General features: G+C 56.9%; 23 protein-coding genes and 7 tRNA genes. 18 read left to right on the top strand and 12 right to left on the bottom strand.

The window, feature by feature from the left end; genetic code table 11:
• Positions 1-13: 13 nt before the first annotated feature.
• Positions 14-1030 carry a quinone-dependent dihydroorotate dehydrogenase gene (locus L1249_RS04480; RefSeq protein ID WP_058576909.1) on the top strand — a complete coding sequence of 339 codons (1017 nt, stop codon included), beginning with the start codon at positions 14-16 and terminating at the stop codon, positions 1028-1030.
• A gap of 80 nt (positions 1031-1110) precedes the next feature.
• On the opposite strand, the gene rmf is transcribed toward L1249_RS04480, so the two are convergent.
• Positions 1111-1320 carry a ribosome modulation factor gene (gene rmf, locus L1249_RS04475; RefSeq protein WP_009722578.1) on the bottom strand — a complete coding sequence of 70 codons (210 nt, stop codon included), beginning with the start codon at positions 1318-1320 and terminating at the stop codon, positions 1111-1113.
• 388 nt (positions 1321-1708) lie between these two features.
• Between rmf and rlmKL the strand changes: the two genes are divergently transcribed.
• A complete protein-coding gene (gene rlmKL / locus L1249_RS04470; RefSeq protein WP_062373653.1) occupies positions 1709-3919 on the top strand; it encodes a bifunctional 23S rRNA (guanine(2069)-N(7))-methyltransferase RlmK/23S rRNA (guanine(2445)-N(2))-methyltransferase RlmL in 2211 nt (736 codons plus the stop codon).
• Positions 3920-3953: 34 nt separating this feature from the next.
• Entirely contained in the window at positions 3954-4289 is a 336-nt protein-coding gene (locus tag L1249_RS04465) for a glutaredoxin family protein (protein WP_044627787.1), read from the top strand.
• A gap of 33 nt (positions 4290-4322) precedes the next feature.
• On the opposite strand, the gene L1249_RS04460 is transcribed toward L1249_RS04465, so the two are convergent.
• Positions 4323-4604, bottom strand: coding sequence for a WGR domain-containing protein (locus L1249_RS04460; RefSeq protein ID WP_058576952.1), 282 nt, complete (start codon positions 4602-4604; stop codon positions 4323-4325).
• Positions 4605-4688: 84 nt separating this feature from the next.
• Between L1249_RS04460 and pdxB the strand changes: the two genes are divergently transcribed.
• Positions 4689-5834, top strand: coding sequence for a 4-phosphoerythronate dehydrogenase PdxB (pdxB, locus tag L1249_RS04455; protein ID WP_058576907.1), 1146 nt, complete (start codon positions 4689-4691; stop codon positions 5832-5834).
• 78 nt (positions 5835-5912) lie between these two features.
• Here pdxB and htpX read toward each other — a convergent pair whose 3' ends face one another.
• The 8 genes from htpX to L1249_RS04415 form a co-directional block, all read right to left on the bottom strand.
• Complete coding sequence (gene htpX, locus L1249_RS04450; protein ID WP_062359277.1) at positions 5913-6818, bottom strand: protease HtpX; 906 nt, start codon at positions 6816-6818, stop codon at positions 5913-5915.
• A gap of 114 nt (positions 6819-6932) precedes the next feature.
• Positions 6933-8180: a pyridoxal phosphate-dependent aminotransferase gene (locus L1249_RS04445; RefSeq protein ID WP_062359276.1), complete on the bottom strand. Its 1248-nt coding sequence runs from the start codon at positions 8178-8180 to the stop codon at positions 6933-6935.
• A gap of 55 nt (positions 8181-8235) precedes the next feature.
• A complete protein-coding gene (ylqF, locus tag L1249_RS04440) occupies positions 8236-9189 on the bottom strand; it encodes a ribosome biogenesis GTPase YlqF (protein WP_044627783.1) in 954 nt (317 codons plus the stop codon).
• A gap of 94 nt (positions 9190-9283) precedes the next feature.
• Entirely contained in the window at positions 9284-9682 is a 399-nt protein-coding gene (msrB, locus tag L1249_RS04435; RefSeq protein WP_044627782.1) for a peptide-methionine (R)-S-oxide reductase MsrB, read from the bottom strand.
• Positions 9683-9829: 147 nt separating this feature from the next.
• Positions 9830-11416, bottom strand: a complete 1587-nt coding sequence (locus L1249_RS04430; protein WP_062373656.1) for a gamma-glutamyltransferase family protein — start codon at positions 11414-11416, stop codon at positions 9830-9832.
• Positions 11417-11443: 27 nt separating this feature from the next.
• Entirely contained in the window at positions 11444-12769 is a 1326-nt protein-coding gene (locus L1249_RS04425; RefSeq protein WP_062373659.1) for a TRAP transporter large permease, read from the bottom strand.
• Positions 12770-12772: 3 nt separating this feature from the next.
• Positions 12773-13282, bottom strand: coding sequence for a TRAP transporter small permease subunit (locus L1249_RS04420; protein ID WP_062373662.1), 510 nt, complete (start codon positions 13280-13282; stop codon positions 12773-12775).
• Between the two features lies 1 nt (position 13283).
• Positions 13284-14387 carry a TRAP transporter substrate-binding protein gene (locus L1249_RS04415; RefSeq protein ID WP_062373665.1) on the bottom strand — a complete coding sequence of 368 codons (1104 nt, stop codon included), beginning with the start codon at positions 14385-14387 and terminating at the stop codon, positions 13284-13286.
• 463 nt (positions 14388-14850) lie between these two features.
• On the opposite strand from L1249_RS04415, the gene L1249_RS04410 reads away from it, so the two are divergent.
• The 6 genes from L1249_RS04410 (at position 14851) to L1249_RS04385 (ending at position 15410) form a co-directional block, all read left to right on the top strand.
• Positions 14851-14926: transfer RNA gene (locus tag L1249_RS04410), tRNA-Glu, on the top strand.
• 25 nt (positions 14927-14951) lie between these two features.
• Positions 14952-15026 (top strand) — tRNA-Gly (locus L1249_RS04405).
• 4 nt (positions 15027-15030) lie between these two features.
• A tRNA-Glu gene (locus L1249_RS04400) sits at positions 15031-15106 on the top strand.
• A gap of 39 nt (positions 15107-15145) precedes the next feature.
• A tRNA-Gly gene (locus tag L1249_RS04395) sits at positions 15146-15220 on the top strand.
• A 4-nt stretch (positions 15221-15224) separates the two neighbouring features.
• Positions 15225-15300, top strand: a tRNA-Glu gene (locus L1249_RS04390).
• Positions 15301-15335: 35 nt separating this feature from the next.
• Positions 15336-15410 (top strand) — tRNA-Gly (locus tag L1249_RS04385).
• Between the two features lie 42 nt (positions 15411-15452).
• Here the strand turns inward: L1249_RS04385 and L1249_RS04380 are convergent.
• Positions 15453-15602: a hypothetical protein gene (locus L1249_RS04380; protein ID WP_228169094.1), complete on the bottom strand. Its 150-nt coding sequence runs from the start codon at positions 15600-15602 to the stop codon at positions 15453-15455.
• Entirely contained in the window at positions 15586-15738 is a 153-nt protein-coding gene (locus L1249_RS04375) for a hypothetical protein (RefSeq protein ID WP_228169093.1), read from the bottom strand. Before L1249_RS04375 ends, L1249_RS04380 begins: the two co-directional genes overlap by 17 nt.
• 324 nt (positions 15739-16062) lie before the next feature.
• On the opposite strand from L1249_RS04375, the gene L1249_RS04370 reads away from it, so the two are divergent.
• The 8 genes from L1249_RS04370 (at position 16063) to L1249_RS04335 (ending at position 22302) form a co-directional block, all read left to right on the top strand.
• Positions 16063-17025, top strand: a complete 963-nt coding sequence (locus L1249_RS04370) for an ABC transporter ATP-binding protein (protein ID WP_044630775.1) — start codon at positions 16063-16065, stop codon at positions 17023-17025.
• Complete coding sequence (locus L1249_RS04365) at positions 17022-17795, top strand: ABC transporter permease (protein ID WP_044630776.1); 774 nt, start codon at positions 17022-17024, stop codon at positions 17793-17795. Before L1249_RS04370 ends, L1249_RS04365 begins: the two co-directional genes overlap by 4 nt.
• 61 nt (positions 17796-17856) lie before the next feature.
• Positions 17857-18690: an NADPH-dependent 7-cyano-7-deazaguanine reductase QueF gene (gene queF, locus L1249_RS04360; RefSeq protein ID WP_044630777.1), complete on the top strand. Its 834-nt coding sequence runs from the start codon at positions 17857-17859 to the stop codon at positions 18688-18690.
• A gap of 29 nt (positions 18691-18719) precedes the next feature.
• Entirely contained in the window at positions 18720-19280 is a 561-nt protein-coding gene (locus L1249_RS04355) for a nitroreductase family protein (RefSeq protein ID WP_044630778.1), read from the top strand.
• Between the two features lie 32 nt (positions 19281-19312).
• Positions 19313-19819, top strand: coding sequence for a YiiD C-terminal domain-containing protein (locus L1249_RS04350; protein ID WP_044630779.1), 507 nt, complete (start codon positions 19313-19315; stop codon positions 19817-19819).
• A gap of 107 nt (positions 19820-19926) precedes the next feature.
• Positions 19927-20014 (top strand) — tRNA-Ser (locus L1249_RS04345).
• Positions 20015-20192: 178 nt separating this feature from the next.
• Positions 20193-21065 carry a GGDEF domain-containing protein gene (locus L1249_RS04340; RefSeq protein ID WP_058576897.1) on the top strand — a complete coding sequence of 291 codons (873 nt, stop codon included), beginning with the start codon at positions 20193-20195 and terminating at the stop codon, positions 21063-21065.
• Between the two features lie 383 nt (positions 21066-21448).
• Positions 21449-22302, top strand: a protein-coding gene (locus L1249_RS04335) for an IS5 family transposase (RefSeq protein ID WP_137095258.1) whose coding sequence is annotated in 2 segments (ribosomal slippage) — positions 21449-21791 and positions 21791-22302 — 855 coding nt in all. Because the reading frame shifts where the segments join, the coding sequence is not laid out codon by codon here.
• Positions 22303-22540 lie beyond the last annotated feature (238 nt).

Genomic DNA, 22540 nt, shown 5'->3' with positions numbered 1-22540 from the left:
GAGAGTCTTGCTGATGTACCCAATTGCCCGCTCGCTGCTATTCCGCCTGGACCCCGAAACTACCCATAGCATGGCGCTGAACGCGCTTGACGCGCTGCATAAGGTGGGCGGTATTAAGCGTGTGTATGGCGAGCCGGTGAGTGATCCTGTCGAACTCATGGGGCTGCGCTTTCCTAACCGGGTCGGGCTTGCCGCCGGGCTGGACAAAAACGCCGACCACCTCGATGCGCTGGGAGAACTGGGGTTTGGCTTTGTAGAAGTGGGCACCGTGACCCCTAAAGCACAGCCGGGTAACCCCAAACCGCGTCTGTTTCGGCTAGCTGGGCATGAGGCGATCATCAACCGCTTTGGTTTCAACAACAAAGGGGTAGAGCACCTTGTTGCCCAGGTTAAAAAGCGTCACTACAACGGTATTGTGGGCATTAATATCGGCAAAAACCTGAGTACCTCTGTAGAGCACGCCCTGAATGATTATCTGGCCTGCCTCAACGCGGTACACGGCGTGGCGGACTACATTGCGGTGAATATCTCCTCACCGAATACGCCAGGGCTGCGTACGCTGCAGTTTGGCGAACAGTTAGATGCTCTTTTGGGACCCATTCGCGCTAAAAGCCGCGAGCTGGATGCCCAAGCAGGCCGCAACGTGCCGTTGCTGGTGAAAATTGCCCCGGACATGAGCGAAGAGGAAGTGGCATTAGTGGCAGGCAGCATTGCCCGTAATGAGCTAGATGGCGTGATTGCCACCAATACCACCGTTTCCCGGGACGCGGTCAGTGATGACCCCCAGGCTCAAGAAGCGGGTGGGCTTTCTGGCAAGCCGGTGTTTGAGGCGTCCAACACGGTGATTCGTCTGCTGCGCGCCCATCTCCCCACGCTGCCAATTATTGGGGTGGGCGGTATTGATAGCGGTGAAGCGGCAAAGGCGAAAATGGCCGCTGGTGCGGACTTAGTACAGCTCTATTCAGGCTTGATTTACCAAGGCCCAGCGCTGGTACAGCAGTGTGCGAAAGCGCTCAAACAGGGTGAATGAAGCGGCTACCGCTGGGGCATTAAAAAGCCCGCTTGGCAGCGGGCTCCGTTCTCCAAATGTATGTATAAAAGGTAAATAAACTAGGTCATAACCATGGGGTTTTTATGAATACCGGAAACGCCGGTCATTCCATCCCACTGGTCGCCGCGACCTTCACGCCAACCACTCATCCAATACTCGCGTAAATTGACATCTTGACTGGGACAATCATCACGGGAGCGACCCGTAATGCCCGCTTTATAGCCGTGAACATAAGCCCGTTGGAAGCGATCACGTTTTTGTCGTTTCATTGGCTAACCTCTTTGCATGAAAGCCTTTGATAAGAAGTAGGTCACAAGGCAACGTAGTAACAGCAGGCCCATAGGCGTGCTTTACCCAGATTGCCAACACCACTTCGAGAAGTGACTTCAAGTTCAAGAGTGAGCTGCTGCCTCAGCGCTAATGCCTAGCACTCACGTGCTGAACGGAAGAAGCGGCAAGCTCAGACAAGCCATGGGTCGTTACCGGTGTTATGAAACATGCACAATAATGACCCTGACAAGCAACACATGCGTTTTTAGTAGCTACCCTCTTATTGTTAGACCATGATGGGGTCACTTGTCGACCATCAAATTGTCATAAGACATACATTCATTTGCCATATACAGGAATATCGCGCGGTTACGCGCGGCGATCACCATGACCGAGCTGAGCCAAACTGCCCCCCTAAACCTCCTGGCGACCTGCCCTAAAGGCATTGAAGGCTTGCTGGCGGACGAACTCACGGCCCTGGGCGCCGAACCGGGTAAAACCACCGTGGCAGGGGTCTATTTTTCTGCCGACCAAGCCACCGCCTATCGGGTATGTTTGTGGTCTCGCTTAGCAAACCGCGTGATTTTGCTACTGGCGCGTGAAGCGATGATAGAGACCGCAGAGCAGGTGCGCGATGTGGTTGCACGCATCTCCTGGAGCCAGCACCTTGCCCCCGGTAAGACGCTGGCCGTGGATTTTCATGGCCGCAGCGACCACATTCGCCACACGCGGTTTGGCGCACAAACGGTGAAAGATGGCGTGGTGGATGCGCTACAGCTGGCCGGTCAAGAACGGCCCAATGTCGATACCAAAACCCCCGACCTGCGCATTTACGCCCACCTGCACCGGGCCAACCTGAGCCTAGGGATCGATCTCTCTGGCGAGAGCCTGCACCGCCGTGGCTACCGCCGCGATGTGGGCCACGCGCCGCTTAAAGAGAACCTAGCGGCAGCACTGCTGGTGCGGGCCGGCTGGCCAGAGCGGGCCAAAGCGGGGGAGCCACTGATTGACCCGCTGTGCGGTGCCGGTACGCTGCTGATTGAGGCGGCGCTGATGGCAGCTGACCAAGCCCCTAACCTGAACCGCGAGCGGTTTGGCTTTCACGGCTGGGCAGGCCATCAAGAGGCCGTATGGAGTGAATTAAAACGCGAAGCTGAAGCACGCGCCTCGATTGGCCGCAAACGCTGCAAAACGGAACTGATGGGCTTTGATCAAAGCCCGGCAGCGCTGACCGCCGCGAAATCTAACGCCATGCGGGCGGGCATTCCTGCGCTGATAACGCTCCACGGCCAGAGCCTTGCTCAACTAACCCGGCCAGAGACCCTGACCGCCGAGCAGGGGCTATTGATCACCAACCCGCCCTACGGCGAGCGCTTGGGCGAGCTGCCTGAACTGGTGCAGCTTTACGCCCAGCTCGGTGAAAAAGCTAAGGCGCTGTTCCCCGGTTGGACGCTAGCGATGTTTACTGGCAACCCGGATCTTGGCCACCGCTTAGGCCTGCGTGCCCATAAACAGTACGCGCTAAAAAACGGCGCGCTGGATGCCAAACTGCTGTTAATGGAGATTGGCAGTGTTCGTCCTGCGCCTCAGCAAAGCGGTGAGCCGTCAGAAGCGGGCGTGGCGCCCCAGGCAAGCAGCACTGCAAAACCGGCGGTGTCGGAAAATGCGCAGATGTTTGCCAATCGTCTAGCGAAAAACCAGAAACGCCTGAAAAAGTGGCTGAAGCAGAGCGGTGAGACCTGCTACCGTATTTACGATGCCGATATGCCTGAATACGCGCTGGCGGTGGACCGTTACGGCGACCGCGTGCATGTGCAGGAGTACGCCGCGCCCAGCTCTATTAACCCGGCGCAGGCGCAAAAACGGCTGTTTGATGCCCTGGAAGTGCTGCCCGAGGCGTTGGGTGTCGACCCTAGTAAGATTTATGTCAAACGCCGCGAGCGGCAAACCGGTGCGGCCCAGTACCAAAAGCGCGAAGCCAGCGGCGAGCGTTTTGAAGTGCAGGAGGGCAGCGCTCGGCTATGGGTCAACCTGCGCGATTATCTGGATACTGGCCTGTTTCTGGACCACCGTCCGGTACGTCGGATGCTCGGCGAGATGGCCAGCGGTAAGCGCTTTCTCAACCTGTTCTGCTATACCGCGACGGCCACTGTGCAAGCCGCGCTGGGCGGGGCCAGCGACAGCGTTAGCGTGGATATGTCCAACACCTACCTGGAGTGGGCGCGGGACAACTTTGCGCTCAACAAGCTCGACCCAAGGCTGCACCGTGTGGTGCGGGATGACTGCTTCCGCTGGCTGGAAACCGCCAACGCGCAGTTTGATCTGATCTTTATGGACCCGCCGACCTTCTCAAACTCGAAGAAGATGCGCGACACGCTGGATGTGCAGCGCGACCATCCGCGCTTAGTGGAACTGGCCATGGCACGCCTAGCCCCTGGCGGTACGCTGGTGTTCTCCAACAACCAGCGGCGCTTTAAGCTGGATGAAGCGCTGAGCGAGCGCTACGCGGTAGAGGAGATCACCACGCGCACCTTCGATCCAGATTTCCAGCGGCGCACCAATCTGCATCACGTGTTTTTGCTGCGCCACTCGTCATGATCCACTCCTCCTGAGCCGATAAAGAGCAAGGGCGATGATTGAACTATCGATTTACACGACGCTGGGGTGCCATTTGTGCGCCCAGCTAGAGGCGCTGGTGGCCACACTGGCCAACCAAGAGGTGAGGCTGCATCACATCGAGATCAGCGACGACGACGCACTGGTGGAGCAATACGGCACACGAATTCCGGTGTTGGTGGATGCCAACGGCGTTGAGCTGGATCGCGGCTTCGATGTGGCGCGTTTAAGCCACTGGTTGAACGAGCGGGGCTGGTTGGATGAGGCGGCACTTGCCGCGCTCACCACGCCGCCGGAACAAGCGCCCCCCGTGGGGGTGCATCAGCGCAATGGGCGGCGTTTCTTAGGTTAACGAAACGGGCGAATCTGGCTAACAGGTGATGCGTCAGAGTGCGTCTAATAGCGACAGCTGGCGCATCGCTTCCTGGCCTGCCGGTGTGTGGTCGGCGGCTTCCAGCACCTTGCGGAATCCGCGGGAGGATTGAATCGTTGCTTCATCCTCCAGCCACATCTGTGCTTGCTCCAGGCTATCCGCTAACTGGTGCTTCAATCCGCCAAACTGGGTGCCGATTTGTCCCCAGGCGCGGCTGAAAATCCAGTCGCCGAACATATCCTGGTGAATATGCACCAACACATAGTCATGGTCGGTTTCCCAGCGTACGATCACACCCATCTCCTTAACGACTTCTTGATCATGCCTGCACAGCAAGCCATTGCGGGCGTATTGTAAAGCCCGGATACCAAAACGCCTATGAAACTTGTTATCGACGCTAATATCCCCGCCGCCGACGCCTGTTTTGGGGGCGTGGGTACGTTGCACCGCCTGCCGGGCCGCGAGATCCGAGCGGCTGACCTGCAAAATGCCGATGCGCTGATCGTGCGCTCCATCACTCAAGTGAATCGCGCGTTACTTACCGATAGCCCGGTGCGCTTTGTGGGCACCTGCACCATTGGCACCGACCATATTGATCTCGATTATCTCAAAGAGCGCAATATTGGCTTTGCCAGCGCGCCGGGGTGCAATGCGGAGGCGGTGGTCGATTATGTGCTCAGCAGCCTGCTGACGGTGAGTGAGCGAGAAGGCTGGCCGCTGCTGGAGCGAACCGTGGGTATCGTCGGGGCAGGCAATGTGGGTAGCCGTTTGCAGCGTCGCCTACAGGCGCTCGGCGTTGCGGTACGGGTGTGTGACCCTCCCAGGGCGGAACAAGAGGGCGCAAGCGGCTTTGTGTCACTCGATAAACTGATTAATGAGTGCGACGTGATTTGCCTGCACACCCCGCTGGTGAAGGCTGGCCCTCACGCCACCTATCAACTGCTGAACACTCAACGCATCAACGAGCTGGCCCCTGGTACGCTGCTGCTAAACGCTGGGCGTGGCGACTGCATTGATGGCCTAGCGCTGCGCAGCCGTTTGGCAGGGAAGGGTGATATCACCGCCGTGTTAGACGTTTGGGAAGACGAGCCGGGCATTGATGCAGGGCTGCGTGATTTGGTCGCTTTAGCAACGCCACATATTGCCGGACATAGTCTGGATGGCAAGCTGCGCGGCACCTGGATGATTCAGCAAGCGTTGGCAGCGCAGTTAAACCTGCCCAGCGGTATGCCGTTTAGCGAGCTCTGCCCGCCGCCAGCCCTGGCCACGCTAACGTTGCAGAGCGCACTGCCGGTGGAAGAGGCACTTCGGCTGTGTGTTCGGGCCGTGTATGACGTGCGCCGTGACCACGATGCCTTGCAGCGTCAGGTGATGCACCAGGGGATTGCCAAGGGCTTTGATAGCTGCCGCGCCAACTACCCGCTGCGCCGCGAGTTCGCCACGCTCACCGTCTTTCTGGAAAACGACGCTGTGTCATTGCAGCCGTCGCTTCAGGCGGCAGGCTTTCAGGTGCGCTGCGGCTAACACGCATCATTGGTTTACCTAAACGCACAAGGCCCGCATGGGCGGGCCTCTTGGCGTATCTTATTGAGCGTTCACAGCTTACTGACGGTAAGCGGCTTCTTTTAGGGCGCGAATACGGTCATCCAGCGGCGGGTGGCTGGCGAACAGCTGCTCGACCAGCGAGCGGGTCTGGCCTTTGGTGATGGCCATCGCACGCAGGGTGTCCGGCATTTGGTCGGGCATCTCGGTTTCGGCCTTCAAACGTGCCAGGGCGTTGACCATCGCACCGGTGCCTGCCAAGCGGGCACCCGCTTCATCAGCCCGATACTCGCGGTAGCGAGAGAACCAAGCCACAATCGCGGAAGCGACGATGCCAAAGACGATTTCTGCCACCATCACCACTGCAAAATAGCCCATGAAGCCCAGGCCACCTTCGCCGTCGCTTCGGCTTTTCAGGAAGCTATCGACCAAGTGGGCGACAATGCGGGCGAAGAACATCACGAAGGTATTCACCACGCCCTGAATCAGCGCCAACGTCACCATGTCGCCGTTAGCCACATGGCCAATTTCGTGCGCCAGCACCGCGCGAACTTCTTCAGGACGCATGCGGTTGAGCAAGCCCGCCGATACCGCTACCAGGGCATCGTTTTTATTCCAGCCGGTGGCAAAGGCGTTGGACTGCTGGGCGGGGAAAATGCCCACTTCCGGCGTCTTAATGCCCGCTTCGCGGGAAAGCTCGGCCACGGTGTCTACCAGCCACTGCTCGGTGGCGTTCGACGGGGTTTCGATAACCACCGTGCCGGTTGAGCGCTTCGCCATCCATTTGGAGATAAACAGCGAGACCAGTGAGCCTGCCATACCAAACACAAAGCAGAAGATCAGTAGGCTGGTGAAGTTAATGCCTTGGCTGTTGAGATAGCTCTCAACGCCAAACAGGCGCAGGGTAATGCTGGCGACCAGCAACACCGCTAAGTTAGTGGCTAAAAACAGCACGATTCGCATCATGGGTTAAGATCTCCCTCAAGGTCATAACAAGTGTTAATAGAATGATGGCTTAGATACGTGCTTTTCATGTCAGTTTCAAGTCGCTGGTTGTGTGCCTATCACTGATGTCGATAACTACTGGCGATAGCGAGACAAGAAATTGGCAAAGCGGTCAAGCGCGTCACCGAGCTGGTCGGCCCAGGGCAGCGTGACAATGCGCACGTGGTCAGGTTCTGGCCAGTTAAAGGCGGTGCCTTGTACCAGAAGTATTTTTTCCTGCAACAGCAGATCCAGCACCAGCTGTTGGTCATCTTTGATGTTGAACACTTTGGGGTCTAAACGCGGGAAGGCGTAGAGCGCGCCTTTGGGTGTTACACAGGAGACCCCAGGAATTGCGTTGAGCTTCTCAACGGTAATGTCGCGCTGGGCCAGCAAACGCCCGCCCGGCAGAATTAAATCGTTGATCGACTGATAACCGCCTAGCGCCGTTTGAATGGCGTGCTGGGCAGGAACGTTGGCGCATAGCCGCATTGAGGCCAGCATAGTAAGACCTTGAATGAAGTCCTGCGCCCGCTGTTTGGCCAATGTGCCGGAAATGCTCATCCAGCCAGAGCGAAAGCCCGCGCAGCGGTAGCTTTTAGATAGCCCGTTCATGGTGATCACCAGCTGGTCATCGTCGGCCAGCGCGCCGGTAGAGGTGTGCTCAACGCCGTCATAGAGAATCTTGTCGTAGATCTCATCGGAGAACACCACCAGATTGTGCTCTTGGGCGATATCCAACACTTCCCGCACCACTTCCGGCGGGTAGACCGCACCGGTGGGGTTATTGGGGTTGATAATCACAATGGCGCGGGTGCGGCTGGTGACTTTTGCGCGAATATCGGCGATATCCGGTGCCCAGTCGGCTTGCTCGTCGCACAGATAATGCACGCCGTGGCCGCCGGAAAGGTGAGCGGCTGCGGTCCATAGCGGGTAGTCCGGGGCGGGGATCAGCACTTCATCGCCATCGTTTAGCAGCGCTTGCATGGCCATGACGATTAGCTCGGAAACGCCATTACCAATATAGATATCTTCGATACCCACCCCAGGAATCTGCTTACGTTGGCACTCCTGCATAATCGCCTTGCGGGCGGAGTAGAGGCCTTTGGAATCACAGTAGCCCTGGGCGGTGGGCAGGTTGCGCATCACGTCCTGCAAAATCTCTTCCGGCGCTTCGAAGCCAAACGGTGCCGGGTTGCCAATGTTGAGCTTCAAGATTCGCTGGCCTTCCTCTTCCAGGCGCTTGGCGTGGTCGAGTACCGGGCCACGAATGTCGTAGCAAACGTTGTGCAGCTTGTGTGATTTTTTCAGCGTGTGTGATTCTCTAGGCTGTGGGGTGTCCATGGGGTGCGTTATCCAAAAGTGTCCAGTGCCGTGGAAGTGTTTGACGTGTGGCTCATTATGCGTCGGATGAGGCCGGGCTGTCTTGGTCGTTTTGCGCTGGCGGCGGCGGAATATCTGCCGGGGTTTCCAGCGTGACGCGGCCAAGCTTGCCATCGCGTAACTCATGCAGCAGTACTTCCGCGCCGCGGTGCAGGTCTACTTCGCCGCCAGGGCGCAGGCCGCCGCGCTTTCCGGCGATTTCTTTGAGAATGGCGTGGCCGTCATACCCGGCAATAGCAAGGAAATCAGGCTTCTTCGGGCCGTCGGCGTCGACCTCCTCCACCACGGGGGCTTCGTAGGTGGGCAGCGCTTTCAGCTTGTAGCGGGCGGTTAGCTCGGCGGGGTAGCGTTTGGCAAGCTCCGCGCAGGCAACTATGGCCACGTCGGTATACTCGATGGCGGTATCGCGAATTGCGCCGCTGGCCGCCAAGCGGTAGGCGCTGGCTTGGTCTTCGATTTTGGGCCAGAGCACCCCAGGGGTGTCGATGAGCGCTACTCGACCATCAATGCGTACTTTTTGCTGGCGCTTGGTGACCGCCGGCTCGTTGCCGGTTTTGGCAATTTTGCGCCCGGCTAGGCCGTTAATCAGCGTCGATTTGCCTACGTTAGGGATGCCCATCACCATCACGCGCACGTCGCGGTCGGCACGCACCGCTCCCGCCAGTTCGTGGCAGAGCTTGGGGATCTTCTTAAGCTCGCGGGTATTGGTGGTGGTAATCGCCAGGGCGCGAGTGTCTGCCTGGGCGTCAAAAAAGGCCACCCACTCGTCGGTACGAACGGGGTCGGCCAAGTCGGCGCGGGAAAGAATTTTCAGCACCGGCTTATGGCGGGTCAGCTCGGCCAGCATGGGATTTGCGCTGGAGTAGGGCAGGCGCGCATCGAGCACCTCGATGACCACATCGATTTCTGGCAGCGCGTCCTTGATCTGGCGGCGGGCCTTATTCATATGTCCGGGGAACCAGCCGAGCATGGGTTTCTCCTACAAGCACAAAAATACAAGCATAAAAAAAGCGGGCGACCATTCTAGCAGATGGTGCCCGCCTTGCCGTGCTTCCTTTCAGTGGTTACTCGTCAGGGTGAAACTCTAACGAGACGGAGTTGATACAGTAGCGCAAGCCGGTGGTCTCGGGCGGCCCATCGGGAAATACGTGGCCTAGGTGGGCATCGCAGTGAGAGCAGACCACTTCGGTGCGAATCATGCCGTGGGAGGTGTCGCGGTGCTCCTCGACGCAGCGCGTTCCTAGCGGCCGGTCAAAGCTTGGCCAGCCGCAGCCCGCATCGAATTTGTGCTCGTTTTCAAATAGCGGTGCATGGCAGCAAACACAGTGATAGATACCTTGGGCATCGCTCACTTGGTAGTCACCGGTAAACGGCCGTTCGGTGCCTTTCTCCCGTGCGACCCGGTACTGCTCTGGGGTGAGCTGCTTGCGCCATTCGTCGGGGGATTTTTCTATTTTCGCCATGGGGGTCTCCTCTCCCTCTGGTTACCGTTAATCAGAGGCTTACTTGGCAGACTAGCCTATCACCGTTAGGCCTTCTTATGGCTAATGACAATAGGCTGCCTGCCCAAGTTCAGCATGTGCGAAACTCGCCAAATTCGCCAGTGGGCTTTATACGCTAGCGGCACCGCCGTTGCTGCGTGGGTCGTGAGCGCTCTCGATCAGCCCGTCTGGGTGGCGCACGATGCCGCCCGCGTGGCCCATGGTGTCGCTGAAGGCGTCGGGCAAAACCTCGACATCGTGGCCCGCCGTGGCCAGCGCCGCGACCAGCTCATCATCGAAGCGTTTTTCCAGCTTGAGATTGGTACTCGATTCGCCCCAGGTGCGGCCTAGCAACCAACGCGGGGCGGTAACTGCCTGCTGCAGCGGCATGCCATGCAGCGCGTAGCGTGAGAACACCGCTGCCTGGGTTTGCGGCTGGCCTTCGCCGCCCATGGTGCCGTACACCATGGTGCGTCCATCGTTAAACAGCGCCAGCGCCGGGTTAAGCGTATGGAAGGGTTTGCGACCAGGGGCTAAGCCGCGTAAATCGTCTGGGTTGAGAGAAAAGCTAATGCCTCGGTTTTGCCACAGCACGCCGCTTTCAGGCAGCACCACGCCGCTACCAAACTCCCAGTAGATGCTCTGAATAAAGCTCACCGAGCGGCCTTCGCTGTCGACGGTGCCCATCCAAATAGTATCGCCGGGCGCGGGTTCATAGGGCCAAGGCAGCGCCTGGGCAGGGTTAATTTCGGCGGCTTCTGCACCAATACGCTCTTCGCTGAGCAGCTCCTGTAGCGGCGTGGGCACTCGGTATGGGTCGGTGACATAACGGTCGCGCAGCATAAAGGCGCGTTTGGTGGCTTCAATTAGCCCGTGCAGGTGGTCAAAGCCGTTGGGTTCGGCGGCTTTAATACGCTCGTAAATGCCCAAAATCATCAGCGACGCCATGCCTTGCGTCGGTGCGGGCAGGTTATACAGCGTAGCGTCATTGAGTTGTACGTGCAGCGGTGTGACTTGCTGAGCGCGGTAAGCGTGAAAATCGTCTAGGCGCAGGGGGCTGCCTAGCGCCTCTAAATCCTTCGCCATGCTGGCGGCAAGCTCGCCACGGTAGAAATCATCCAGCCCGGCACTGGCCAAGCGCTTTAACGTATTGGCCAAGCGCGGCTGGCGCAGGCGCTCGCCTTCACGGGGAACTTGGCCGCTAAGCAGCAGCGCATCGCTAAAGCCGGGGCTTTGGCTCAGGCGTTCTAGGTGTTTTGCAGTGAGCGTTTCCTGGCTTTGAGAAACAGCAATGCCCTCATCGGCATGGCGAATGGCATCGGCCAGCAGCGTGGGCAACGGTAGCGCGCTTCCCCAGCCCGCCGCTACGTTGAGCGCTTCCTGCCAGCCGCTAATAGTGCCCGCCATGGTCAGCGTGGCTTTTGGCCCACGTTCCGGGATCTGCGACTCACCTGAATAAAAATCACGGTTGGCGAGCTGTGCGGCGGGCCCGCAGGCATCAATGGCCACCGGCGCTTTGCCCGGCTCGTGAATCAGCCAAAAGCCATCGCCCCCCAAGGCATTCATATGCGGGTAGACCACGGCGATGGCTGCCGCCGCGGCGACCATGGCTTCGACGGCATTGCCGCCTTGCTTTAATACATCGCGACCGGCGCTCGCGGCAAGATGATGCGGCGCGACACAGCTGCCGCCGTAACTACGTTGGGTATGGAGCATTGAAAAGTCCTTTGTTATTGGTTGTGGTTACCAGCCAATGGCGTTAGGCAGCCACGTGGCAATGCTTGGAAAGATAAACACCAGCGCCACGGCTAAAAACTGTAGCCCGATAAACGGCAGCGCCCCTTTGTAGATATCTAGGGTGGAGACTTCTTTAGGCGCCACGCCTTTCAAGAAAAACAGCGACCAGCCAAACGGTGGAGTAAGAAACGACGTTTGTAGCACCAGCCCCACCAAAATGCCCAGCCACACCATATCCACGCCCATCTGCACGAAGAAGGGTAAAAAGAGCGGCAGGGCGATATAGCTAATCTCAATCCACTCTAAGAAAAAGCCAAGTACAAACATCAGCAGCAGCATGAATAGCAGGGCGCTGACTTCTCCACCGGGCACCCACTCAAACATCCGTGCGACCAAGTGCTCGCCACCCAAGCCCCGGAACGCGAGCCCGAACACTTGAGCGCTGATCAAAATAAAGAACACCATGGCGGAGATCACCAAGGTGGCTTTGGCCACTTCGCTTAACAGCGATACGGTTAAGCGGCCCGAGCAGGCAACAAACACCAGCGCCCCTAGCGCGCCCATCGCCGCAGCTTCGGTTGGGGCGGCAATACCGCCAATGATGGAGCCCAAGACCGCAAATACTAGTCCTACCGGTGGGCCGACCACGGTGACCACTTTATACAGCAGCCGTTTCTTGCTGAGCTGGGCCCGCTCTTCAGCGGGAATGGGCGGCATCATGCCAGGGTAGAGTTGGGCTACCACTAAAATTGCCACGATGTAGATGCCTGCCAGCGCCAAGCCAGGCACCATCGCGGCGGCAAACATAGTACCAACAGATTCGCCGAGGATTTCTGCTAAGAGAATCAGTACCAAACTAGGTGGGATAATTTGCCCAAGCGTACCTGATGCGCAGATCATGCCGGTGGCCAAGGTTTTGGGATAGCCGCGGCGCAGCAGGGTGGGCAGGGTGAGCAGGCCAAGTGTGACAATGGTGGCGCCCACGATACCGGTGGCCGCGCCTAACAGTACACCCACGAAAATAATCGCCACGCCCATACCGCCGGAAATCCCGCCGAACAGGTGGCCAATCACATCGATCAATTCTTCGGCCAGTTTCGACTTCTCTAGCATGACCCCCATAAATACGAATAGCGGTATCGCCATAAAGGTGTAGTTCGTCACTACCCCATAAATGCGTGACGGCAACAGGTTGAACAGCATTGGGCCAAAGCCCAAATAGCCAAACACAAAGGCGGTGACGGCAATGCTGATGGCCACCGGTATACCAATGATAAGCAGCACAAAAAAGGCGGCGATCATACCGATCGCGAGCCACTCATTAGGAGACATGCGTTATTCACCTCGGCTTGATAGGGCAAACCCTTGGCGCAGCGCGTGGGCGAGGCCCTGCATTGCCAATAAGAGAAAGCCAAAGGGGATCAGAGCTTTGAGCACCCAACGAAGTGGCAGGCCGCCAGGGTTGGGAGAAGCTTCGTTACGTAGGTAGGACTGTTCCACCCAGGGCAGAGTGAGCCAAGCGATATACAGCCCCATAGCGAGCAGCAGCAGGCCGCCAATCACTTCAATTGCCCGCTGTAGCGCCACTGGGAAGCGCTCATAAAACACGTCGACCCGCACTTGTTCGCCCATAAACAGCAGATACGACATACCAAACAGAGCAATGGGGGAGATTAAGTGCCACTGCAGCTCTTGAAGCCATACGGCGCCAATGCTGAAAAAGTAGCGCATCACCACATCGCCCGCGACCAGGGCCACTAGTACCACGCAGGTCCAAGCGGCGATCCAGCCAAACAGCCGGACCACCGCCTCGATCCCGTGGACAACACGTTCCACGGCTTGCATATCACACCCCAATAATGTCGTTTAACCAGGCACGTTCGCTGGCGCCTGCCCAGCGGTCATGGTTGGCCTTAAAGGCCATGTAGCTATCATGTACTTTGCGCACTAGTGGGTCGGCGTTGGCTTCGGTGGCGAGCGTATCCATAGTGGCTTCGCGCAGGGCGTTCACTACGGGTTCCGGAAGCATGCTGGCAGTCACGCCGTGGTTATCAACAAGGTCGGTCATCGCTTCGCCGTTCACCGCTTCTGACCACGTCACGCTTTCCAGGCAAGCTGCCATACAGGCGCTCTTCACGATCATCTTCAAGTCATCAGGCAGTTCGTCCCAGTGCTGCTTGGAAATCAGCAGCTCGCCGGTGGTGGAAGGTTCGTGCCAGCCGGTGGTGTGGTAGAACTTGGCCGCATTTTGCAGCCCCATACGGCGGTCCTGGTAGGGGCCAACGAATTCAGCGGCGTCGATCACGCCACGCTCCAGGGCTGGGAAAATTTCACCGCCGGGCAGTACGCGGGCATCGACACCCAGGGCTGAGTACACCTTGCCTGCCAGGCCAGGTACGCGCATGCGTAGGCCGTTCAATTGGCCGATGTCTTCAATCGGCTCACGGAACCAGCCGGTCATCTGCACGCCGGTGTTGTTGAGCGGCAGGGCGATCATGCCGTAGGGCGCATAGACTTCTTCCCACAGTTCTAAACCGCCGCCGTGGTAGAGCCAAGCCATGTGGCCCATAAAGCTCATGCCGAAGGGCACGGTGGTGAAGTACTGGGCAGCGAACGTGGTTCCCGACCAGAAGTAGCTGTTGGCCGCATTCATTTGAATGGTGCCGCTTTGTACGGCTTCGAAGCCTTCCAGGGCAGGAATCAGTTCGCCCGCGGAAAAGTGTTGAATGTTCAAGCGCCCGCCAGACATGGCATTGATTTTGGCGATCACATCGGTGGGGCTGCCGGGACCTTCGACATAGAAGGGCGAGCCGGGGCTGTAGGCGTTGGTCATGCGCCAGTTGAAGCGCTCGGCGGATTGAGCGGCGGCCACGCTGGGTGCGCCAAGCACCAAGCCAGCCGTGGAGGTCAATGCAGCGGTGGTAAGAAACTTGCGTCGGGTAAAGGACATTGGGCACCTCAAGCCGTCAGGAGAAACGAGAGTTAGCGGATCAGTCACGCCGTTTGATCACCAATGAAGTTGCAAGGGGTGTGCCAAAAAATCGATTTTATTTTAAATGAAAGATTTTTAGCGGTTTGTCGTTACTTTTCAGGCCTGCGGTGAGGCCTTAGCAGCGTGCCGATGAGGTATATAAGGAGCGCGATAGGGGAGCGCTATAGGAAAGAAGTGCCTGAGACGCGGGCAGAGTAGCCATGCGTGCACCGCAATGAGGCGATAATTAACCTAAAAGGCGTGCTCTGGCACTAGGTTTGCGCATCGCCTAGACGCATCGCTAGAGTGGGGGCGTATTCTGCAGGCGGCACCTGGGTGTTGCCATGCAGGCAAGGGGGCAATAAACGTTTCTATATCAGAGTGCTTGACAGCTAGATGAGGTCTGGGTAACATACGCGCCACCTCGACGAGGCAATGAAACGTCCCATTCGTCTAGTGGTCTAGGACACCGCCCTTTCACGGCGGTAACAAGGGTTCGAACCCCTTATGGGACGCCACTTAAATCGTTAAGGTATCGGAATTGCGGGAATAGCTCAGTGGTAGAGCATCGCCTTGCCAAGGCGAGGGTCGAGAGTTCGAATCTCTTTTCCCGCTCCAGTACGTCCCATTCGTCTAGTGGTCTAGGACACCGCCCTTTCACGGCGGTAACAAGGGTTCGAACCCCTTATGGGACGCCATTCCGATGGTGAGTAGTTTGTAGAGTGATAGCTTGTTAAGCGGGAATAGCTCAGTGGTAGAGCATCGCCTTGCCAAGGCGAGGGTCGAGAGTTCGAATCTCTTTTCCCGCTCCAGCACGTCCCATTCGTCTAGTGGTCTAGGACACCGCCCTTTCACGGCGGTAACAAGGGTTCGAACCCCTTATGGGACGCCACTCACTTTATGAAGTATCGCTGTATTGTTTGCGTTGCGGGAATAGCTCAGTGGTAGAGCATCGCCTTGCCAAGGCGAGGGTCGAGAGTTCGAATCTCTTTTCCCGCTCCATGCAAACCCCCTTTCTAAAGTTCTGCTTGATCCCCAATCTAGTTATTGCCATTTGCCGCTGATCAAGCGGCGTTTTTGTGTGCGTGCCGTTTGGGCGGCGGTGGCTGTTTGCTGCACCATTGAGGCGTTGTCTTGGGCCGCCTGATCTAACTGGGCGATGGCCACATTAATTTGCTCAATGCCACGGGCCACGGGTTTGCTCGTGGGTGGCGGCGGTAATGTCTGAGAACAGGTCGTTTACGCGCTGAATTCGCTGATCAATATCCTGCATACGCTGCTTGGTGGTATCTACCAAGGCGGCACCATTGCTGACCTGCGCAAAAGCCACTGCCGGTTTGCTGCGTATTATCCAGAATGGTTTGGAAGATCAGCGTCCCTATCGGTTAGGCTCGCTTATATGGTCAGCATGTTCCCTTGAAGTGCCGCTGCCTGGGCAGGCGGGCGCTAGGCTGATACTAAAGTATTAATCTAGGCGCTATCGCAGCAATAGCGTGGCAAAGTATCACCTAATGTAGTGCTAAATAGAGAAAAATCAGGGGCATGGAAGTGGTGGTTCAGAGGTTATAAGCTGCAAACTTGAAAAAATATATGCATGCCCCGATATCCTCCCTTCTAGCTCTTTTTGCTCCCCACTTGCTGACAGGACATATTCATGGCCGAACCGGCATTGTCGATCCGTGGCCTTACCAAGGTGTATGGCAACGGCTTCCAAGCGTTAAAAGGTATCGATTTAGACGTCCAGCAGGGCGATTTTTTTGCGCTGTTGGGCCCCAACGGCGCAGGAAAGTCCACCACCCTTGGCGTCGTTTGCTCGCTGGTACAGAAAACGGCGGGTAAAGTGTCGATTTTTGGAATCGACATTGATAAAGACTTCGCCAAAGCGAAATATCAGCTCGGCGTGGTGCCGCAGGAATTTAACTTCAACCAGTTTGAGAAAGTGCTGGATATCGTGCTGGCCCAGGCAGGTTACTACGGCATGAAGCGCAGCGAAGCGTTGCCTCGCGCCAAGCAGCTGCTGACCGATTTAGGGCTGTGGGAAAAGCGCAACGGCAGTGCGCGAATGCTCTCAGGAGGTATGAAGCGCCGCCTAATGATTGCGCGTGCCTTGATGCACCGACCCAAGTTGCTGATTCTCGACGAGCCCACTGCCGGGGTCGATATCGAACTGCGCCGCAGCATGTGGGAGTACATGCGCCGCATTAACCGTGATGAAGGCACCACGATCATTCTGACCACGCACTACCTCGAAGAAGCCGAGAGCCTGTGCCGCAATATCGCCATCATCAACCATGGCGAAATTGTGCGGAACACCAGCGTGCGCGAGCTGCTGGCGGAACTGGACACCGAAACCTTCCTACTGGATCTCGCCGAGCCGGTGGAGCAAGTGCCCACCATTGAAGGCTTTGAGCTGCAGCAAATCGAGCCCTCCCAGCTGGCGCTAGTGATTCATCGTGGCCAGCAGTTGAACGATGTGTTCAGTGCGTTAAGCGCGCAGGGCATTCAGGTCGTCTCGATGCGTAACCGTGCCAACCGCTTAGAGGAGATGTTTGTTTCCATGGTAGAGAGCAGTCAGCAGGCCATCGACCAGCGTGAAAAGCAGGAGGCCCGCGTATGAATGCAATGCAAACCCTCGTGGCTTTATGGACGCTAGTGCTTAAAGAGATCAAGCGCTTCACCCGAATCTGGCCGCAAACCCTGCTGCCACCGTCGATCACCATGGCCATGTACTTCATCATTTTCGGCAGCCTGATCGGCTCGCGCATTGGTGAGATGGATGGCTTCAGCTATATGGATTTCATTGTGCCAGGGCTGATCATGATGTCGGTGATCACCAACAGCTACTCCAACGTGGCCTCTAGCTTCTTTTCCAATAAGTTTCAGCGCTCCATTGAAGAGATGATGGTGTCGCCGATGCCGAATGGTGTCATTCTTTCGGGCTTTATTTTGGGCGGAATGGCTCGTGGCTTGGGTGTGGGGCTGATCGTGACGCTGGTGTCGCTGTTCTTTACCCGCTTAACGGTTGAGCATCCGCTGCTTACCGTATTAGTGGTGGTGCTCACCTCGGCGCTATTCTCCATTGGTGGCTTTATTAACGCGCTGCTGGCGAACAAGTTTGATGATATCTCCATCGTGCCAACGTTTATTCTGACGCCGCTCACCTATTTAGGCGGGGTGTTCTATTCGATTTCGATGCTGCCGGATTTCTGGCAGGGTGTCTCGATGCTCAACCCGATTCTGTATATGGTGAATGTCTTCCGTTACGGCTTTTTAGGTGTTTCTGATATTCCGGTAGGCTGGGCATTGGCCGCTATTTTTGCTTTTATCGTCGTACTGTTTGTGGTGGCGCTGACCATGCTAGAGCGTGGCAAAGGCATACGTAGCTAGGGTCGCCTTCACAGCCTTGATTGAAATACCCTTATAAGATGGCACGACTAAGAGAGTTTTCATGGTACACCGCCCCGATACCTTAGAACATGCGCCCTTGGGGCGTGATTCTGCTTACCCCGAGCAGTACGATGCAGGGTTGCTGTACCCCATTCCCCGTGCGGCCAATCGTGCGCCGCTGGGCATTGAAGAGGGCGCACTGCCGTTTGTTGGCGAAGATGAGTGGCACGCGTTTGAAGTCTCCTGGCTCAATGGCCGCGGCAAGCCGATTGTCGCCGTGGCACGCTTCCGTCTGCCAGCAAGCTCGCCCCATCTGATTGAGTCCAAATCCTGGAAGCTCTATCTCAACAGCCTCAACCAAACCCGCTTTGCCAGCCAAGCTAAGGTAGAAGAGACGCTAGTGCGTGACCTCAGCAGCGCTGCCGGTGCCAGCGTAAGCGTTAAGCTGCTGGGGGTGGACGATAGTGAACTGGCCCCTCAGCGCCTGCCGGGGGAGTGCTTAGACGACCTGGATATCGAGGTGAGCGACTACACGCCAAGTGCCACGCACCTTACTGCCAGTGATGAGATCGTCGAAGAGACGCTGCATTCGCATCTGCTAAAATCCAACTGCCCGGTGACCGGTCAGCCGGATTGGGGAAGCGTCTTGATTCGCTATAAAGGCCCCAAGCTCGACCGAGAAGGGCTACTGCGCTACCTAATTGGCTACCGCCAGCACCAGGATTTTCACGAGCACTGCGTCGAACATATTTTTACGGACTTGATGCAGCAAGCGAAGCCAGAAGAGCTGCTGGTATTGGCCCGCTACGTGCGCCGTGGCGGCCTAGATATCAGCCCCTGGCGAGCCACCCCAGGGCTGACACCCCCCAGCCCGCTGCGCCTTGCCCGGCAGTAACGCTCACCTTTAATGGAGAAGAAGTTATCATGGACGCCCTCACGCTGCTTCACGAACGTAGCTCCATGGGCAAGCTCACCGAGCCTGCCCCCAGCGCCGACCAGCTTAGCGCCATATACCAAGCGGCCCTGCGTGCCCCTGATCACAAAGAGCTGCGCCCGTGGCGCTTTATCGAGTTCTCCGGCGAAGGCCGGGAGCGCCTGGGCGAGCTGTTTGCTGAAGCCGAATTTCAGGAAGACCCCCACGCCAGTGACGACACGCTAAACTCCGCGCGCAAAAAGCCCCTGCGCGCACCGATGATTATCGCGGTGATTGCCAAGGTGACGCCGGACCTTCCCAAAGTACCGAAAATTGAGCAGGTGATTTCAGCAGGTTGTGCCGCTCACGGCATTTTGCTGGCGGCCCACGCGCTAGGTCTAGGAGCCATGTGGCGCAGCGGAAAATACGCGTTTGATCCCGTGGTGCGCAAAGGCCTGGGTCTGGATGAAGATGACGAAGTCGTTGCCTTTATCTATTTGGGCAGCCTAGCGGGTCGCCACAAGCCAGTGGCAACCCACAATAGCGCGGATTTTGTCGAGCGCTGGGATTAAATCTACGCCCCTGTAATGCCAAGGAGGTCGCCATGAGTCAGCCCCGCCAACCCGGCATTCCACATCCCCGCTTACCGCTACCGGAAGGCGAGGAGGACCTAGTCGCCTTTCAGCACTGGCTGGAAGCGGCCATTCCCATGGTGGAGGCACTTGGCATTACCCGCATGAGCCAAGCCAGCGGCGCGCTCACGTGGCAACTGGCGCTCACACCTAACCTCAACGACAAAGGCACCGGCTTTGGCGGCGCGCTGAGCGCACAAGCCACGCTACAAGGCTGGTGCTGGGTCACTCTCTGGCTTCGCCAGCAGGGCAGGGCGCAGGATGTGGTGGTTGCTGAAGCCAGCCAACGCTTTCTTGCCCCGGTCACGGGTGATTATCGCATGACTTGTGCCCCTAGCCATCCGGATGGCCCTGCACAGCTTGCTGCTAAACTCAGTGAGCGAGGTAAGGGCAGCATCGAGCTAACCCATCAGCTCTATTGCGGAGATTCGCTCTGCCTAGAAGCCATAGGCCGCTACGCTGTGCTGCCAAACGCCTAAGTAGGCAAAAGCTAAGCAGGAAAAAGGCTTGCTATTTCACGGCTTAGACCATAGAATATGCGCCGTTCTGTTGAGAAAGGCAGCGCCTAACAGCAGAGCTAAAATGTGGAGAGGTGTCCGAGTGGTCGAAGGAGCACGCCTGGAAAGTGTGTAAGTCGAAAGGCTTCGAGGGTTCGAATCCCTCCCTCTCCGCCACAGAATTTAAAAAAGCCCGCTGAGCAATCAGCGGGCTTTTTTGTGTCCGAGATTTTCGCGAATAAACAAACAGCGCTCATGCCTTAGCGTGCAGAATGCCTCCTCCACCGACACAAGAGTTGCCCTGACAACCCACGATCCGTCTATACTCGAGAAAAGTCACCCGACTAGGCTGCCCATGTCCGTTGATTTGCAGGCGCTTTATCCTAAGCTGATTCATTTGATGCTCGACGCTGTGTTCGTCGTGGATGCGGATCATAAGATTCTTTTTGTCAGCGATGCCTGCGAATCGCTGCTGGGTTACCGTGCCGATGAGCTGGTAGGCACGCTAATTACTCACTATATGCACCCGGAAGATTTGGCTATAACCAAAGCCTCCATTAGGCGGGTGATGAATGGGCAGCCCCATCTCGATTTTCGTAACCGCTACCTACATAAGAACGGCAGCGTGGTGCATGTGCTTTGGTCGGCCCGTTGGTCGGATGAAGAGCAGGTGAGAATTGGCGTTGCTCGAGATGTAACCGCTCAGGTGCAAGCGGAAGACGACCTGCGCTTTCTTGCACATCACGATCCGCTCACCAAACTGACCAATCGTTCATTGTTTTACGGTCGTTTGGAGGCGGCGTTAAGTACGGCAAAGCGCTATCAAAACCGTTTTGCGCTGCTGTTTTTAGATGTAAACGACTTCAAACGAATTAACGATGTGCATGGCCACGCGGTGGGAGATGCGGTGCTTTGCGAGGTAGCTCGCCGTTTGAGTGGCTGCGTGCGTGAGACTGATACGGTGGCACGTATGGGGGGCGATGAATTTACGGTGATATTAACCGACGTTCACTCTAAAGAGGCCGCCATCGAAAAAGCTGCCCAAATACTGGAGGTGCTCTCTGAACCGCTCGCGGCAGAGGTAGCAGGGGCGGATATGCGGGATATCGGCATGCCGTCTTGCAGTGTGGGTGTGGCCACCTACCCAGAAGACGGCAAAGATGCTGATACGCTACTGAATTATGCAGATGTGAAAATGTACCGAATGAAAAGGCGTCGTTCGCGTTAGTAAAGCTACTGACTTTAAAACGGTAACTTTTAAAACGGTAGCCCACCGCTAAAGCCAAAAATTGCCACAGCAATCACAACAACGACAACAACGATGGTAGTGGTAGACGGCATGTTCTCTTCCTCTGAGAAATAAGTGTGCCTTAAGCCTAGCTGCTGGCTAGCGGTTTCGCACATTTTTATCCGCGTGCGTGGTTCAGCGCAGCCCTTGAAAATGCACAGACCAAAAAAATTAATCAAAGTGCTGCTATTTCTATCTCGGGTTAATGTATTTGACACATATAAGGTTCAAGGTGGGCAGTAACACAAGGAGAGGTGTTAGGTTTTGTACGAAAAGCCTTATCTGCTAATTTTACCTATGCAAAAGCAGCATAGGGGAAAAAAATGGTCGGACGTTACGAGATCTCTGATGACGGCTGGGCACAGATTGAAGATATCGTGGCGCCTCCTCAAACCATGGGCAGGCCCAGGCGGGATGACCGAAAAATGCTCAATGGTATCTTCTGGGTGCTGTGTTCTGGCGCCAAATGGCGTGATTTACCCGAGCGATATGGTCCTTGGTCGACGGTTTATGACCGGTTCCGCAAGTGGCGTGATGACGGCACCTTTGAAGCGGTACTTTCTCGCTTGCAGCTCAAATTACGTGAAGATGGGCTTATGGACCTAGACACGTGGATGATCGATGCCACTTCCGTGCGAGCCACACGCGCTGCCGCTGGAGGCGGTAAAAAGGGGGCTCGAAAGAACCGTTAGACCACGCGCTCGGCCGTAGCCGCGGCGGTTTAACAACCAAAATTCATTTGGTTTGTGATCGTCATGGCTGGCCACTGGCGTTCACGCTGTCTCCTGGTCAAGAGGCAGATTCTCGGCACTTCGTTGCGACATTAGAGAGCATCCATCTACCAGGTGGCGTCGGGCGTCCTCGCAAACGTAGTCGCTATATGGTGGCTGATAAAGGATACGACAGCGATGAGCTGCGTCATTATTGCGACAGGCACGGCATGAAATCCGTGATTGCTCAGCGCAACATGCACCGAAGAACCCGGCCTGGGCTACCCAGGCGGTTCGACAAACCCAAATATCGGCAACGGAATGCGATAGAACGCTGCTTTGGTTGGCTTAAAGAATGTCGCCGCATCGCCACACGCTATGAAAAGCTGGCAAGTAGCTTTAAGGCGATGGTATGCGTGGCGTGCATCGGCCGTTGCTTGCGAGCCAACTTTTCGTACAAAACCTAAGGAGCAGGAGCAAGCACGGAACGCTTGCAAGACCAGGGATGCACGAACTGGAGGTTCGTGAAGAAGGATTACGGAGGAGTTACTACTACCCCGGCCAAGCATGGCCGGGGTTTTTTTTATGGTGCGCCAGGCATGGCGCGCAGCGCCAATTAGGCGCTATCCGGTCCGCCGTGGTGGTTGGCCGGATGACTTGGGGGTGAAAGTCCCCTACGGACCCTGATAGCGGGAACCGTTAGCT

Origin of the sequence: Halomonas sp. Cn5-12, from assembly GCF_021532545.1 — a bacterium.
Classification (GTDB): Bacteria; Pseudomonadota; Gammaproteobacteria; order Pseudomonadales; family Halomonadaceae; genus Vreelandella; species Vreelandella aquamarina.
Note: the sequence above shows the minus strand (reverse complement) of the source record. Positions and strands in the feature narration are given on the sequence as shown.

Bases quoted from the DNA above. Each gene is read 5' to 3' on its own strand.
- L1249_RS04480 (WP_058576909.1), top strand. From the start codon at position 14: ATGTACCCAATTGCCCGCTCGCTGCTATTCCGCCTGGACCCCGAAACT.
- rmf (WP_009722578.1), bottom strand. From the start codon at position 1,320: ATGAAACGACAAAAACGTGATCGCTTCCAACGGGCTTATGTTCACGGC.
- rlmKL (WP_062373653.1), top strand. From the start codon at position 1,709: ATGACCGAGCTGAGCCAAACTGCCCCCCTAAACCTCCTGGCGACCTGC.
- L1249_RS04465 (WP_044627787.1), top strand. From the start codon at position 3,954: ATGATTGAACTATCGATTTACACGACGCTGGGGTGCCATTTGTGCGCC.
- pdxB (WP_058576907.1), top strand. From the start codon at position 4,689: ATGAAACTTGTTATCGACGCTAATATCCCCGCCGCCGACGCCTGTTTT.
- htpX (WP_062359277.1), bottom strand. From the start codon at position 6,818: ATGATGCGAATCGTGCTGTTTTTAGCCACTAACTTAGCGGTGTTGCTG.
- L1249_RS04445 (WP_062359276.1), bottom strand. From the start codon at position 8,180: ATGGACACCCCACAGCCTAGAGAATCACACACGCTGAAAAAATCACAC.
- ylqF (WP_044627783.1), bottom strand. From the start codon at position 9,189: ATGCTCGGCTGGTTCCCCGGACATATGAATAAGGCCCGCCGCCAGATC.
- msrB (WP_044627782.1), bottom strand. From the start codon at position 9,682: ATGGCGAAAATAGAAAAATCCCCCGACGAATGGCGCAAGCAGCTCACC.
- L1249_RS04430 (WP_062373656.1), bottom strand. From the start codon at position 11,416: ATGCTCCATACCCAACGTAGTTACGGCGGCAGCTGTGTCGCGCCGCAT.
- L1249_RS04425 (WP_062373659.1), bottom strand. From the start codon at position 12,769: ATGTCTCCTAATGAGTGGCTCGCGATCGGTATGATCGCCGCCTTTTTT.
- L1249_RS04420 (WP_062373662.1), bottom strand. From the start codon at position 13,282: ATGCAAGCCGTGGAACGTGTTGTCCACGGGATCGAGGCGGTGGTCCGG.
- L1249_RS04415 (WP_062373665.1), bottom strand. From the start codon at position 14,387: ATGTCCTTTACCCGACGCAAGTTTCTTACCACCGCTGCATTGACCTCC.
- L1249_RS04370 (WP_044630775.1), top strand. From the start codon at position 16,063: ATGGCCGAACCGGCATTGTCGATCCGTGGCCTTACCAAGGTGTATGGC.
- L1249_RS04365 (WP_044630776.1), top strand. From the start codon at position 17,022: ATGAATGCAATGCAAACCCTCGTGGCTTTATGGACGCTAGTGCTTAAA.
- queF (WP_044630777.1), top strand. From the start codon at position 17,857: ATGGTACACCGCCCCGATACCTTAGAACATGCGCCCTTGGGGCGTGAT.
- L1249_RS04355 (WP_044630778.1), top strand. From the start codon at position 18,720: ATGGACGCCCTCACGCTGCTTCACGAACGTAGCTCCATGGGCAAGCTC.
- L1249_RS04350 (WP_044630779.1), top strand. From the start codon at position 19,313: ATGAGTCAGCCCCGCCAACCCGGCATTCCACATCCCCGCTTACCGCTA.
- L1249_RS04340 (WP_058576897.1), top strand. From the start codon at position 20,193: ATGTCCGTTGATTTGCAGGCGCTTTATCCTAAGCTGATTCATTTGATG.